The following is a 13,612-nucleotide window of genomic DNA, read 5'->3' on the forward strand; positions in this document are numbered from 1 at the left end:
AAATCATGATCAGTCTCATTAAAAAATTTGAAAGAAAATGTAAATTGTTATTATTGTTCTGGGTAAGAATTATTTTTGCCAAAAATCATTTTAAAGTGCCCTTTTGGCGGAAACTAGCACTCAACTTTCGTGGGGGATACGTCGCGGATCAATATGTGATTTATGATTTACAGCACCAGAATAAAAAAGACTATTTATCCGAATTTGATTGGTATAAGTCAAGATATATTAATGAACCTTTTGATGGGATGTTAAACAATAAATTGGTTTGTGCAGATGTATTTAAGCATACGATTGATGTGCCACCAACTTTATTTGTCAAAAATAAAAAGAATCTTAGCAATTACCAATCAGATGACCACACGCTAGTCGCTTTTTTAGATGAAGTAAAAAAACATCGACGAGTCTATGTCAAACCAATTAGCTTAGGTAAGGGCAATGGGGTTCATTTATTAGAATATAGTAATCATCAATTTTATCAGGACAGACAGGCGATTTCTTCTGATAGAATTATTGAACAGTTAAATCGAAGTCAAAATTGGTTTGCGACACCAAGTATTGAGCAAGCAGCTTACTTAGATGATATTTATGATAAAACTAGTAACACAATTCGAATAATCACTGTAAAAGATTCTGCCACCAAACAATTTAAAGTAATATTTGCGATTCAACGTATTGGTGTGAAGGCTTCGATTCCAGTGGATAATGGCAGTCGTGGGGGATTAATTAGCAAGATTGATTTAGAAACCGGTGAACTTAGTGTGGCCAAATCCATTCAAGCTCTAGGTGAACATTCATTTCATCCAGATTCGAAACAACCAATCGCAGGAGTAATCATTCCCAATTGGCAAAAGATTATGGAGGAAGTGTTAGCAGTCTCCAATCAATTTCCTTATCTGAATTTTATCGGTTGGGATATTTTACCGAATAAACAGGGAGGCATTTCGATGGTAGAAGCCAATACCTCATCTGGGGTGAATATTATCCAAATTTGGGGTCCACAACGGTACGGTGAGTTAGGTGATTTTTATAGGGATCATGGTGTGATAAAGTAGGAAAAAGTGGAAAAGAATATTTCTTTTTCACTTTTTTGAGTAGGATTGAAATTAACATGAAGAATTTTATTCTGTATCTGGTAAAATAATAAAAAAGGAGTTTTGGTGATGAAACGAATTAACTACTCGATACGATAAATGCGACAACGTATCGAGTAATAAAGTCGCAGTTTATCGTATCGTAATCATATAAAAAATGAATTTACGAGAGGATAGACAAAATGAAAAAATTAATTGAAAGTTGGCGTCAAGAAGCCTCACGTTCTATAGCGGGTTGGGATTTTTCTTACTTAGACAATCGTTGGGAAATGGATTCGTTACCTTGGGACTATGAAAAAATCGTCAAACAGTATGTAAAGATGACCGATGAACTATTAGATATGGGCACTGGTGGAGGCGAACTCCTCTTAACTTTAGCCCATCCCTACCAACAAACTTCAGTAACCGAGGGCTATCTACCCAATTATGAATTATGTCAGAAAAAACTAGAACTACTAGGAATTACCGTAAAATTTGTCGATGAAGATGATCGATTGCTTTACCCAGATAACCATTTTGATTGTGTAATTAATCGTCATGAAAGCTATCGTTTGGATGAAGTAAAGCGAGTGCTTAAGCCAGAAGGGATATTTATTACCCAGCAAGTTGGCTGTGAAAACAATCGAGAATTTTCTAAACGGTTGTTAAAGCAAGAATTGCAGGCAGATTTGCGGAACAAATTAAGCTATCAATTAGAACAAGCAGAAAAACACGATTTTCAGGTACTGATAGGAGACGAGTGTTTAGCTGAATTAAAATTTTTTGATGTAGGAGCGATTGCTTATTACGCATCAATTATTGAGTGGGAGTTTTCGAATTTTTCTGTTGATAAATGTGTAGACTCTTTACTGGAGTTACAACAAGAGATTGACCAGTTTGGATACATCAGCTCGGTAGAACATCGATATATGATGGTATTGAAGAAATAAAAATAATCGAGTCGCATGAAAAGTGCGACTCGATTTTTTTGGACTGATTTCAAAAAAGCTGATTTATTTTAAAGGAATAAAACTTTTGCGCACAATTAGTTCGGAACCGACAAGTACAGTCTTTGTGATGGTTCTTGGAGCAACGATTTGCTCCACAAGTAAATCAATAGAAGTTTTGGCAATTTCATTAACATCAATTCTAAAAGTTGTTAATGGCGGAGAAACAAATTTAGCGATGTCGTTATCATTTATACTGATTATTTCTAAACTATCTGGAATTGAAATACCTTTTTCATTAAAAGCTTGTAGTGCACCAACAGCAATTGTATCTGATGGGATAAAGAAGGCCTCTGGAATTGAATCGAGTTTTTCAATCAATTCTAGTGTAAGCTCGTATCCTTGCTTAACGGTGAAATGTCCAGATGAAAAAATATAGTTGTCGTTTAATAACCCTTTTTGACTAAGATATTGGCGGAAAATAATTTCCCGACTATCCAAGTCTTCCTGATCCGTGTCAGGATTATGGTAATTTCCACCAATAAAACCAATGCGCTGATAACCTTTTTTGATTAAATGATTTAGAGCCAAGTAGGTCATTCGGTCGGTATCCGGTTTGACTGTATCAAAAATTTCTGGTTGTGGATTTACTTCTAGAATGACACCATTAGGGTACTTTTCTTTTAGTTGATAGAGTTCTTTACTGGTAAAAGAACCAATACCAATAAAACCGTGAATAGATGGGTCTATCTCTTCGATTCCATCTTCATGCTTAATCATTTGAATTTCTAAATTATTTTGTTTGCCGTATTTTTCTAACGAAAGTCGAAGCTTATGAAAATATATATCTTGTAACTCTTCTTGTTCAGTCATCCAAAATAAAACGGCTATTTTTTCTAAAGTTGTTTTTATTTTGGAGCGCTCATAACCTAAAGAAAGAGCGGTATCAATTATTCTTTGTTTTGTTTCATCAGCAATTGATAGAGTTTCATCTCCGTTAAGTAATCTGGAAACAGTAGCTTGAGAAAACCCAGATTTCTCAGCGATTTTTTTTATCGTAATCATTAAATCCACCTCATGAATAGTATAATCTAAAAAAGTACTTTAGTAAATGGATTTAGTAAATTATTTTACTAAATCATAAATTGCTTTACAAGAACCTTTAGATTTAATGGATATAAAATCACTGTTTTTCAAATAAAAAAATTTACTAAGTTAGTAAATTTTTTTAATAAAAGTATTTACAAAAAGATTAAAATAATTTATCATGTAAATAGATAGCGTTTCCAAAAAATAAAAAAAGGATGGAAGAACATGAGAAAATTGACGAAAATATTTTTAAGTAGTGCGTTACTTTTAACATTGGCAGCTTGTGGGCCGAAAGAAAGTGGGAGTTCAGAGAATTCTTCGTTACCCACATCTGGAAATAGTGAATATGATTTATTAATCTGGGAAGACCAAGATAAAGCTTCGGGAATTGAGGAAGCTGTTGCTCTTTTTGAAAAAGAACATGATGTGAAGATTAAAGTAGTAGAAAAAGCATATGGTGGACAAATTGAGGATTTACGATTGGATGGTCCAGCAGGGACTGGTCCAGATGTCATTACCATTCCTGGTGATCAAATAGGCACTGCTGTTACAGAAGGTTTGTTAAGAGAGTTAACCATTGATCAATCGACAAAAGATATTTATACAGAAGCTGCTATGCAATCTCAAATAGTAGATGGAAAAACGTTTGGATTACCTAAAGCTGTAGAGACTCAAATTCTATATTACAACAAAGATATTCTTCCTGAAGACCAACTACCAAAAACAACGGATGAATGGTTGGCCTATTCAAAAGAAATAACTGATGGGAAAACCTATGGATTACTAGCTCTATGGGATCAAATTTATTATGCTCAAGGAGTATTAAGTGGTTATGGCAGTTATGTTTTTGGTATGGATGAAAACGGAGTGTATAATACTTCAGATATTGGTTTGGCAACAGATAGCGCTATTGAAGGTGCGGCATATATTCAAGAGTTTTACGAATCAAAAGTATTTCCAACTGGAATTATAGGGGAGCAAGGAATTAATGTTCTCGATTCTTTATTTACTGAAGGAAAAGCGGCAGCAGTTATTTCTGGACCATGGAATTTAGAACCTTATGCAGAGGCGGGAGTCAACTACGGTGTGACAGAATTACCTCTACTACCAAACGGGGAACATATGGGTTCTTTCATTGGAGTGAAAAGTTATAACGTTAGTTCTTACACAAAGAACGGTGAGTTAGCTGAAGAATTTGTCAAATTTATTGCGAATGAAGAAAATTCTAAAACACGATATGAAAAAACCAAAGAAGTTCCGGCTGTCGAGGCTTTGGCTGATGATGAATCAGTTACATCCAGTGAAAGTGCAGTGGCAATTGCAGAACAATCGAAATATGCACAATTAACCCCTGGTATCACAGCTATGAATTCAGTATGGGAACCAATTGATGCAGCTTTACAAACAATAGCAACAGGTAAAGCGCAACCTGCTGAGGCATTAACAGAGGCAGTTGCTCAAATTGAATCAGCAATAGCGGCAAATGGTTCAGGTAATTAAATTATATGAAGAAGGCGGAAAGTGTTCGGATCTTCCATTCGAACCCAACCGCCTATTTTAAGGACTTAGTTGAAGAGGAGAGAATTGAATATGGAAAATGTAAAGAAAACGACCACCTCTCATGCAAAAAAAGCAGCATTATTATCGATAATTCCCGGAATTGGACAACTGTATAACCGCCAAAAAATTAAAGGAATGCTATTCTTATTCTTTTTTGTTATGTACTTATTTGTTTTTAAAGATTTATTTAATATGGGGATATGGGGGTTAATTACACTAGGAACAGAATTACCACGAGATAATTCTGTCTTTTTACTGGCAGAAGGGTTAATTGCAGCCATTGTGATAGCATTTGGTTTGCTGTTTTATTATATCAATATCAATGATGCTTATAAAAATGGGGAATTAATTGATAAAAATTTGAAGGTAAATTCAATTAGAGAAAGTTACCAAGCATTATTACATGACGGGTATCCATATTTATTGAGTAGTCCCGCATTTTTCCTGCTCGTTTTTTCGGTTATTTTTCCGATTCTATTTAGTGTTGCTATAGCCTTTACAAACTATGATTTATATCATTCAGCTCCGGCCAACTTGGCTGATTGGGTGGGCTTGGATACTTTCAAACAAATATTTACGGTGGATATTTGGAGAAGTACATTTTTTAATGTACTAGGATGGACCGTGGTGTGGACACTTTTAGCATCTACATTACAAGTTTCAATCGGGGTTTTCTTAGCCGTAGTTATTCATCAAAAGGAATTGCGTTTTAAAAAACTATTTAGAACGATTTTAGTTCTGCCATGGGCAGTTCCTGGATTTGTTACAATCTTAGTTTTTGCCGGGATGTTCAATGATAGTTTTGGTGCAATTAATCATTCTATTTTAAGCTTTTTTAACATATCACCGATTCCTTGGTTAACTGATGTGAATTGGACGAGAATTGCCTTATTGATAATTCAAGGATGGTTAGGATTTCCGTATATCTTTATCGTGACGACAGGAACTTTGCAGTCGATTCCAGATGATTTATATGAAGCGGCCACAATTGATGGTGCATCGGCATTTCAAAAATTCAAAAATATTACGTTGCCATTAGTCCTTTATGCGATGGCGCCAATTATCATTACACAGTATACGTTCAACTTTAATAATTTTAATATTATTTACTTATTTAATGCAGGTGGGCCAGCAGTTCCTGGATCAACTGCTGGCGGAACGGATATTTTAGTATCTTGGATATATAAGTTAACAATGCAAAATAGTCAATATGCATTAGCAGCTGCATTAACAATTTTACTTTCTGTATTTGTCATTGGTATTGCAATTTGGCAATTTAGACGTACAGACTCATTTAAGGAGGAAGTATGATATGCGAAGTCAAATGTCTAGTGTTAAAAGACAGCGTAAGTTTAGACTCTTTTTTACGTATCTGTTATTGGCGGTTGTTTCAACAATGATCATTTATCCTTTGCTTTGGACAGTGGGAGCGAGTTTTAATCCTGGGAATAGTTTAGTGAGTACCAGTTTGATTCCTGAAAATCCAACGTTAGGTCACTATGCAAAGCTGTTTGCAAATGAAGGGACACTATTTTATGGTCAATGGTATCTAAATTCATTGAAAATCAGTGTCTTTACAATGATTCTATCTTTAATTTTTGTATCAATGACGGCCTATTCTTTTTCTCGTTTTAGATTTATAGGAAGAAAAAATGGATTGGTTTTATTTCTATTACTACAAATGATCCCTCAATTTTCGGCGTTAATTGCCATTTTTGTTCTTGCTCAAATGCTAGGGTTGATTAATAGTCACTGGTTGTTGATTTTAATTTATGTGGGCGGACAAATTCCAATGAATACCTATCTCTTGAAGGGCTATTTTGATTCTATTCCGCTAGAGTTAGATGAAAGTGCTATGTTAGATGGTGCGAGTAATACACGGATATTCCTACAAATTATTTTACCATTATCAAGACCGATGTTGGCAGTTGTCGCGATGAACGGATTTACAGGTCCATTAGGTGACTTTGCTTTATCTTCCGTTCTTTTGAGGAACCCCGAGTACTACACGTTACCCATTGGTTTGTATAAATTAGTTACTGATAAAATGGGCGCAAGCTACACAACATTTGCTGCAGGTGCAATCTTAATCAGTATACCGATCGCTTTAGTATTTATTGCGTTACAGAAAAATTTTGTCTCCGGTCTGACTGCGGGGGGTACGAAAGGATAATCGATAATGAATAAATATAATTTAGAAACACGTTTTTTACATGGTGGGGACTACAATCCGGATCAATGGCTAGACTATCCAGAAATTTTAGCCAAAGATTTGGAGCTAATGAATAAAAGTAAATCAAATACGTTTTCGATAGGAATCTTTGCTTGGTCAACACTTGAACCAGAGGAAGGTAAATTTAATTTCGAGTGGTTAGATAAAGTAATGGATGATATTCACAAAATAGGTGGGAACGTGATTCTTGCGACGCCAAGTGCGGCTCGTCCTGCATGGATGTCTCAAAAATATCCTGAGGTATTGAGAACGAATGCTAGTCGTCAAAAAATGTTGCATGGTGGACGTCATAATCATTGTTTCTCTTCTCCGATATACCGTGAAAAAGTGGCGATTATTAATAAAAAGATTGTAGAACGCTACAAAGATCATCCAGCTTTATTGATGTGGCATATTTCTAACGAATATTCGGGAGAATGTCATTGTGACTATTGCCAAGAAAATTTTCGTCTATGGCTGAAACGAAAGTATAGGACATTGGAAGCTCTCAACAATGCTTGGTGGGGACCGTTTTGGAGTCATACTTTAACAGACTGGTCTCAAATAGAGTCGCCATCCCCTTTAGGCGAAACAATGGTGCATGGAATGAACCTAGATTGGAAACGGTTTGTCACGGATCAAACAATTGATTTTTATGAACATGAAATCAAAGACATTCGCCAGCAGACGCCAACGATTCCGATTACGACCAATTTCATGGCAGATACGCATGATTTATTGCCTTTTTATAGTTTGGATTACGGAAAATTTGCGAAGCATGTAGATATAATTAGTTGGGATTGTTATCCAGCTTGGCATAATGATTGGGGAACAACCGCTGATTTAGCAAGCAAAGTTGGTTTTATCAACGATCAATACAGAAGTTTGAAACAGCAACCGTTTTTAATTATGGAATCTACACCAAGTTTAGTGAATTGGCATAATGTGAATAAATCGAAAAGGCCAGGCATGCACAAGCTATCTTCAATGCAATTCATTGCACATGGATCAGATAGTAATTTGTATTTTCAATGGCGTAAGTCCCGAGGTTCTTCAGAAAAATTTCATGGCGCAGTAGTTGATCATGATAATGATGAAACGAATCGTGTCTTTAAAGATGTTAAAGAGGTGGGTGAAGCCTTAGAAAAGATTAAAGAGATTAAAGGGAGCTATAAGAAAGCCAAAGTAGCGATTATTTATGACTGGGACAATCAATGGGCACTCGATGATGCACAAGGTTTTGGCCTTGAGAGTAAACGGTACGCACAAACCTTGCAGGAACATTATCGATTCTTTTGGAATAAGGATATTGCTGTGGAAGTTATCACCAAAGAGCATGACCTTTCGACCTATGATTTAGTTCTTGCTCCAATGATGTATCTCATTGATGAGTCAACGATGGATTCATTTGAGGTGTATGTTAAAAATGGTGGAACACTGGTTTCTACGTATATGACAGGTTGTGTAAACGAAGATGATTTAGCCTATCTTGGTGGATGGCCCAAAACGTTGCAAACTGTCTTTGGATTAAAAATAAACGAAACAGATACCCTTTATCCGAAAGATTATAATCAAGTCTCTTATAAAAATCAGTCATTTGCAGTAAAAGATTACTGTAGTTTGATAGACAACAAGAATGCTGAAGTGTTGGCAGTATTTAATAAAGATTTTTATCAAGGGATGCCGGCTGTTACAAAAAATATCTATGGAAAAGGTCAAGCTTATTTTATTGGTATGCGAACTGAGAATGACTTCTTAGAAGAATTCTATCAAGATATATCTGAAGATTTAAACTTATTTCCTGAATGGATTATTCAAGGAGCAAACGATGTGTCTGTTCAAACACGAGATTTTAAAAATAAAACCTATTATTTTGTAATGAATTTTTCAGAAGAAATAAAACGTATTATTGTTGCAACTACTGGAACTGACTTATTGACAGGTGATAAAACGGAGATGGAGTTACTACTCAATCCATATGAAGTAAAAGTGATTACTATTTAATGAATTTATATAAAAAGCACTTGTGGTGGAATATAATTTTAAAAGCTAGTATAGATAAAATAGTAATGGTTAAAATTAAGAATAATAAAAAAATCGGGTCGCATGAAACGTGCGACTCGATTTTTTTTTGCTTGCAGCTTATCCCTGTGCCAATTTTGCACGGATTTTATTCGAGAATACTTCCACAATTAAAATCAAAATGATTAAACCGATTAAGATTGAGCCTACTTGATTCCATTTGTATCCATTAATAGCAAACATTAACGGTGAACCGATTCCGCCGGCACCAACTAGACCTAAGATAGTTGCATCGCGAAGGTTCATGTCAAAACGATAAATCGTGATTGAAACAAAACTACTTAATAGTTGAGGGATGATTCCAAAGCGAATTTTTTCAAAGGTGGTTGCTCCTAGAGAATCCATTGACTCTAAGACACCGCGATCAATGGTTTCAATGGCATCAACATATAATTTAGAGACCATTCCAATTGAAGTAACAGACATGGTCATTACCCCAGCAAAAGGTCCTGTTCCTGTGACACGGACAAACATCAATCCATAGACTAAAGCGGGAACTGTCCGAATAATGACTACTAAAAAGCGTGTCGTGATATAAACTGGTTTAGGCATAATACTTGGAGACATTAAAAATGCGATGGGAATAGAGAAAATAGCCCCTAAAACAGTTCCTAAAAATCCAATACAAATCGTTTCAAATAATAAATAAGCAACGCCAGTACTAGAAAAATTAAATAAGAAATCAAAATCTGGTGAAACAATTCCTTTCAGAATGTTCAAAGCAACTGCTGCCCCATCGGTTTGGCGAGTATCAATTGAAATCGCTGTGAGAGACCAAAGAAATAAACCTATAATCAAAACAACCAATGAAAAATATTGCCATTTTTTATTGGGTTCTTGTGCTAATTTTTGTTCAATTAACGTATTCATAATACCCTCCTATTGTAGTTTTTGACGTAAATATTCACTAATCGTTTCAATAATTGCTACGGTAATAATCAGTGTAAATAAAATCGCACCTACGCTAGCGTAATCTCGCCAGCCAAGACGTTCATTTAAAAGTAAACCAAGACCACCCGCACCAACATATCCTAAAATAGAGGCATAGCGAACATTTCCTTCAAAACAAAAAAGAGTAGTAGACAGATAGTTAGGTAAAATTTCTGAGAGAATACTATAACGAAAAGCTTGGATTTTCGTTAAGCCATGAGATTCTAAGGCTTCAAAAGTACCCATATCAATGTTTTCAATTTGTTCATACATAATTTTACCAACATAAGATAAGGTAAATAAGAAAATAGCGATGGTTCCAGCTAAGGCACCTAGACCTAGAATAAAGGTGGCGATTAAAGCTACAACTAAAGTGGGTAGAGTACGCAAAACACTTAAAATGAATTTGAAAATACCAGAGACAAAGCGATTACGAATGACATTTGTTGAAGCTAATACAGCGAATGGAATCGAACAGATTGCTCCTAGCATCGAACCAATTAAGGACATTTTAATTGTCTCTAACAAAGGTTGCCACACACGACCGATATATGGCCAATTAGGTGGAATCATGTCACCAATTAAAACAAAAAATTGCCCCCCACGTTTAAATAAGGTTTCTAAAGAAAAATTGGTTACTTCAGCAGAAATAAATAGAAAAATAACAGTTAATAGAATATACAAAGGAACTAGCGAACGCTTTGAGCGAATCGTTTTCCCGTTACTAAGAGTGAAGGTTTTTGACTTAAACAAAGGATTCACCTACGCTTCCACAGTATTTTTTTGATAAATATGGTCAAGAATTTCAGCAGTCACTTCACTACTTGAGCCGTCGTACACAACCTCACCTTGACGAATCCCAATCACACGGTCACAATATTCTAACGCTAATTCCACATGATGAATATTAATCAAAATAGAGACATTGGTTTCTTGGTTAATCCGTTTTAAGTCGGCCATAACTGAACGAGCAGTCACAGGGTCAAGAGAAGCTACTGGTTCATCAGCTAAAATAATTCCCGGTTTTCTAGCAAGAGTTCTAGCCAATGCCACACGCTGTTGTTGCCCACCAGATAATTGATCGACACGATTGTAGGCTTTATCTAAGATACCGACATTGTCTAAAGCTTCTAGTGCACGGATTTTATCTTCTTGTGGGAAAACGCCAAGTAATCTACGCCACCAAGATAAATCAGGTACAGAAGAAACGAGGACATTTTTTAAGACTGTTGAACGGGTAATTAAATTAAAAGATTGAAAAATCATACCAATATTTTTTCGGAATGCACGAATTTCTTTGCCTTTCAATTGACTGACATTGGTTTCATTGACTAGTAACGTCCCACTGTTAATATCATGCATACGATTAATACAACGAATCAATGTCGATTTTCCTGCTCCGGATAAACCGATGATGGCAACAAATTCTCCCTGTGCGATTTCTAAATTTACGTCTTTTAAGGCAGTCACACCATTAGGATAGGTTTTTTGAACATTATCAAACTTAATCATTTTATAGTCCTTTCATCTAGATAGAAATGAGAAAAAACATGGTGAAGCCATGTTCAGCTTCACCATCGTTTCTATCAGTTATTCATTATTCTTGTAAGCTTATGAAATTATTGACCTAATTCACGAATTAATTTTTGTGCGTTACGTTCGTTGTCGTAGTCAGAAGATTGAGCTTTTGTATAACCATCGTGGTTATAAATAGAGATAACTTCTTTTCCTTCATCTGTTTCTGCAATGGCGATGAACGCATCTGCTAATGCAGCTTTTAAGTCATCTGTCATGATGTCTGATTGACTACTTACAGAAATAGTATCGTTGTAGATTGGTTGAGTAACACCAATTACGTTTGTTTCATCCCAAATACTTTCACTACGACCAAATTCTGTTGTCCAATTATCTACATAATCCATGCGTGCATCCGCATAAGAAACAAGTAAGTCAATTTGTCCAGCACCTAAACGAGCATATGAACTTGCATAAGAATCAGATTGTACAGCACTATCTAAGTCTAATAATGTTTTATCGTAGTTTTCATTTAACCATAGTGTAGGGTAGATATAACCCGCTGAAGAAGAAGAAGTACTGATTGCCCAAGAAGCACTGTTTAAATCTTCCCAAGTCAATTCTTCGCCAGCATTCACTTTTTCTGCTAACTCTTGTCCTTTTTCAGAAGGTCCAGCGATGATTAATGAACGGTAGTAAGCAGCTTGTTCATCTATATTATCTGTCGGTTTGTTTTCATTCCAGTCTTTTGGATCATCAGAGTCATTAGAAAGACCTGCACGTGTAGAAGTTAAAATAACTTCTGCGCCATCATCATATAAAGCATATGTTCCACCAGGAATAAAACCGATATCTAATGTTCCAGAAGACAAAGATTCTCCAACGGCTTCATAGTTTGTTCCAACTGAAATTTCAACGTTTCCTACTTCATAACCTTGTGTAGCAAGTTGAGAAATTAATAAATCTTTTAATGGTTCTGTCGCAGTAACGATTTCGTCTGCGTCACGAGAAGGTACGAAACCAATTTTAATGGTATCAATGCTAGTAGATCCATCAGTATTTTCACCAGAAGTATTATTGCTTGAATCATTGCCGCATCCAGCAAGTAAAGTAATAGCTGCCAGGCTTAGAAAACCGGCTGTTAACATTTTTTTAAACATAGTGTTTTGTACCCTCCTAAAGGTAATTGTGTTAGTTGAGCGAATGCCCGAAGAAAAGTATAACACAAACGTTCAGTTTTGCAATATGTTTGAATTGTAAATAAAAAGAAAACAATTTGTAAAGAATAGGTTAATAAAATGCTGTTATATAAGATTTTTAATAGAATTAGTTTAAAAATGGGTAAGTAGGAAAATGAAAATATCTTTTTTTTAATGTTCGTGTTTTGTGTTTTTTAGTGAATAAAATAAACAAAAGGTTCTTAATAGCGAATCTTTCACAACGTAGTATAATAAAGAGAAAAGTGAAGTGGAGGGGTTTAAGTGGAAAATAAAGAAATAGCCAAACTACAAAACGCATCCATTTCTTTTGGTAAGCGCAAAGTCTTGGCGAATGTCAATATGAAATTAAAGGCCGGAACTATTTTAGGTTTAATTGGTCCCAGTGGCGCAGGTAAATCTACCGCAATTAAATGTTTATTAGGAATGGAAAAATTAGATGAAGGAAAAGCTGAAATTTTTGATACTAAAATTCCTAATCGTTCTATTCTAAGTCGCATAGGATATATGGGACAAAGTGAGGCCCTGTATGAAGAACTGACAGCAAAAGAAAATCTGCTCTTTTTTGGTCAATTAATGGGGTTAAAAAGTGAACAATTAGAAAGTGCCATTCAAGAAAATATGAAGTTAGTTGATCTAGAAACAGAATTAGCTAGCCTCGTTAAAAACTTTTCAGGTGGGATGAAGCGCAGGCTTTCTTTAGCAATCACATTATTATCCAATCCAGATTTACTAGTGTTGGATGAACCTACTGTGGGGATCGATCCTAGACTACGTGTGGTGATTTGGGAGCAATTACGCAAAATAGCCAATCAGAACAAAGGAATCATTATTACCACTCATGTGATGGATGAAGCAGAAAAATGTGATTATGTCGGTTTAATTATCGACGGAAAGTTATTTGCACTAGGAACTCCGGCTGATTTAAAGGAGCAATTCCATGCAACCAGCATTGAAGAAGTTTTTTTGAAAGCAGAGGTGAAGTGA

12 protein-coding genes are annotated in these 13,612 nt (G+C 35.4%); 7 read left to right on the top strand and 5 right to left on the bottom strand.

Annotation, left to right across the window (positions count from 1 at the left end):
• Window positions 1–5: 5 nt before the first annotated feature.
• On the top strand, window positions 6–1,055 hold the full coding sequence (locus AC4BBX_RS10285; RefSeq protein WP_490453736.1) for a sugar-transfer associated ATP-grasp domain-containing protein: 1,050 nt from the start codon (window positions 6–8) through the stop codon (window positions 1,053–1,055).
• 221 nt (window positions 1,056–1,276) lie between these two features.
• Window positions 1,277–2,023, top strand: a complete 747-nt coding sequence (locus AC4BBX_RS10290) for a class I SAM-dependent methyltransferase (RefSeq protein ID WP_490453737.1) — start codon at window positions 1,277–1,279, stop codon at window positions 2,021–2,023.
• Window positions 2,024–2,086: 63 nt separating this feature from the next.
• Here the strand turns inward: AC4BBX_RS10290 and AC4BBX_RS10295 are convergent, their stop codons facing one another.
• Complete coding sequence (locus tag AC4BBX_RS10295; protein WP_490453738.1) at window positions 2,087–3,085, bottom strand: LacI family DNA-binding transcriptional regulator; 999 nt, start codon at window positions 3,083–3,085, stop codon at window positions 2,087–2,089.
• Between the two features lie 249 nt (window positions 3,086–3,334).
• On the opposite strand from AC4BBX_RS10295, the gene ganS reads away from it, so the two are divergent.
• From ganS to AC4BBX_RS10315, 4 genes are all read left to right on the top strand, one after another.
• Window positions 3,335–4,609 (top strand): galactooligosaccharide ABC transporter substrate-binding protein GanS, encoded by a 1,275-nt coding sequence (gene ganS / locus AC4BBX_RS10300; protein WP_490453739.1) that lies wholly within the window; start codon window positions 3,335–3,337, stop codon window positions 4,607–4,609.
• Between the two features lie 90 nt (window positions 4,610–4,699).
• Complete coding sequence (locus AC4BBX_RS10305) at window positions 4,700–5,980, top strand: ABC transporter permease subunit (protein WP_490453740.1); 1,281 nt, start codon at window positions 4,700–4,702, stop codon at window positions 5,978–5,980.
• A gap of 1 nt (window position 5,981) precedes the next feature.
• A complete protein-coding gene (gene ganQ / locus AC4BBX_RS10310; protein WP_490453741.1) occupies window positions 5,982–6,842 on the top strand; it encodes a galactooligosaccharide ABC transporter permease GanQ in 861 nt (286 codons plus the stop codon).
• A gap of 6 nt (window positions 6,843–6,848) precedes the next feature.
• Window positions 6,849–8,885 (top strand): beta-galactosidase, encoded by a 2,037-nt coding sequence (locus AC4BBX_RS10315; protein WP_490453742.1) that lies wholly within the window; start codon window positions 6,849–6,851, stop codon window positions 8,883–8,885.
• Between the two features lie 138 nt (window positions 8,886–9,023).
• Here the strand turns inward: AC4BBX_RS10315 and phnE (AC4BBX_RS10320) are convergent, their stop codons facing one another.
• From phnE (AC4BBX_RS10320) to AC4BBX_RS10335, 4 genes are all read right to left on the bottom strand, one after another.
• Complete coding sequence (gene phnE, locus AC4BBX_RS10320; protein WP_490453743.1) at window positions 9,024–9,833, bottom strand: phosphonate ABC transporter, permease protein PhnE; 810 nt, start codon at window positions 9,831–9,833, stop codon at window positions 9,024–9,026.
• Between the two features lie 9 nt (window positions 9,834–9,842).
• Window positions 9,843–10,646 (bottom strand): phosphonate ABC transporter, permease protein PhnE, encoded by an 804-nt coding sequence (phnE, locus tag AC4BBX_RS10325; RefSeq protein WP_490453744.1) that lies wholly within the window; start codon window positions 10,644–10,646, stop codon window positions 9,843–9,845.
• A 9-nt stretch (window positions 10,647–10,655) separates the two neighbouring features.
• Window positions 10,656–11,405 (bottom strand): phosphonate ABC transporter ATP-binding protein, encoded by a 750-nt coding sequence (gene phnC, locus AC4BBX_RS10330; RefSeq protein ID WP_490453745.1) that lies wholly within the window; start codon window positions 11,403–11,405, stop codon window positions 10,656–10,658.
• Between the two features lie 107 nt (window positions 11,406–11,512).
• Window positions 11,513–12,568, bottom strand: coding sequence for a phosphate/phosphite/phosphonate ABC transporter substrate-binding protein (locus tag AC4BBX_RS10335; RefSeq protein ID WP_490453746.1), 1,056 nt, complete (start codon window positions 12,566–12,568; stop codon window positions 11,513–11,515).
• A 321-nt stretch (window positions 12,569–12,889) separates the two neighbouring features.
• On the opposite strand from AC4BBX_RS10335, the gene AC4BBX_RS10340 reads away from it, so the two are divergent.
• Window positions 12,890–13,612 carry an ABC transporter ATP-binding protein gene (locus AC4BBX_RS10340; protein ID WP_490453747.1) on the top strand — a complete coding sequence of 241 codons (723 nt, stop codon included), beginning with the start codon at window positions 12,890–12,892 and terminating at the stop codon, window positions 13,610–13,612.

This window comes from Enterococcus sp. AMC1157, from assembly GCF_058216555.1.

Coding starts and splice junctions, on each gene's coding strand:
- AC4BBX_RS10285 (WP_490453736.1), top strand. CDS start 6: ATGATCAGTCTCATTAAAAAATTTGAAAGAAAATGTAAATTGTTATTA.
- AC4BBX_RS10290 (WP_490453737.1), top strand. CDS start 1,277: ATGAAAAAATTAATTGAAAGTTGGCGTCAAGAAGCCTCACGTTCTATA.
- AC4BBX_RS10295 (WP_490453738.1), bottom strand. CDS start 3,085: ATGATTACGATAAAAAAAATCGCTGAGAAATCTGGGTTTTCTCAAGCT.
- ganS (WP_490453739.1), top strand. CDS start 3,335: ATGAGAAAATTGACGAAAATATTTTTAAGTAGTGCGTTACTTTTAACA.
- AC4BBX_RS10305 (WP_490453740.1), top strand. CDS start 4,700: ATGGAAAATGTAAAGAAAACGACCACCTCTCATGCAAAAAAAGCAGCA.
- ganQ (WP_490453741.1), top strand. CDS start 5,982: ATGCGAAGTCAAATGTCTAGTGTTAAAAGACAGCGTAAGTTTAGACTC.
- AC4BBX_RS10315 (WP_490453742.1), top strand. CDS start 6,849: ATGAATAAATATAATTTAGAAACACGTTTTTTACATGGTGGGGACTAC.
- phnE (WP_490453743.1), bottom strand. CDS start 9,833: ATGAATACGTTAATTGAACAAAAATTAGCACAAGAACCCAATAAAAAA.
- phnC (WP_490453745.1), bottom strand. CDS start 11,405: ATGATTAAGTTTGATAATGTTCAAAAAACCTATCCTAATGGTGTGACT.
- AC4BBX_RS10335 (WP_490453746.1), bottom strand. CDS start 12,568: ATGTTTAAAAAAATGTTAACAGCCGGTTTTCTAAGCCTGGCAGCTATT.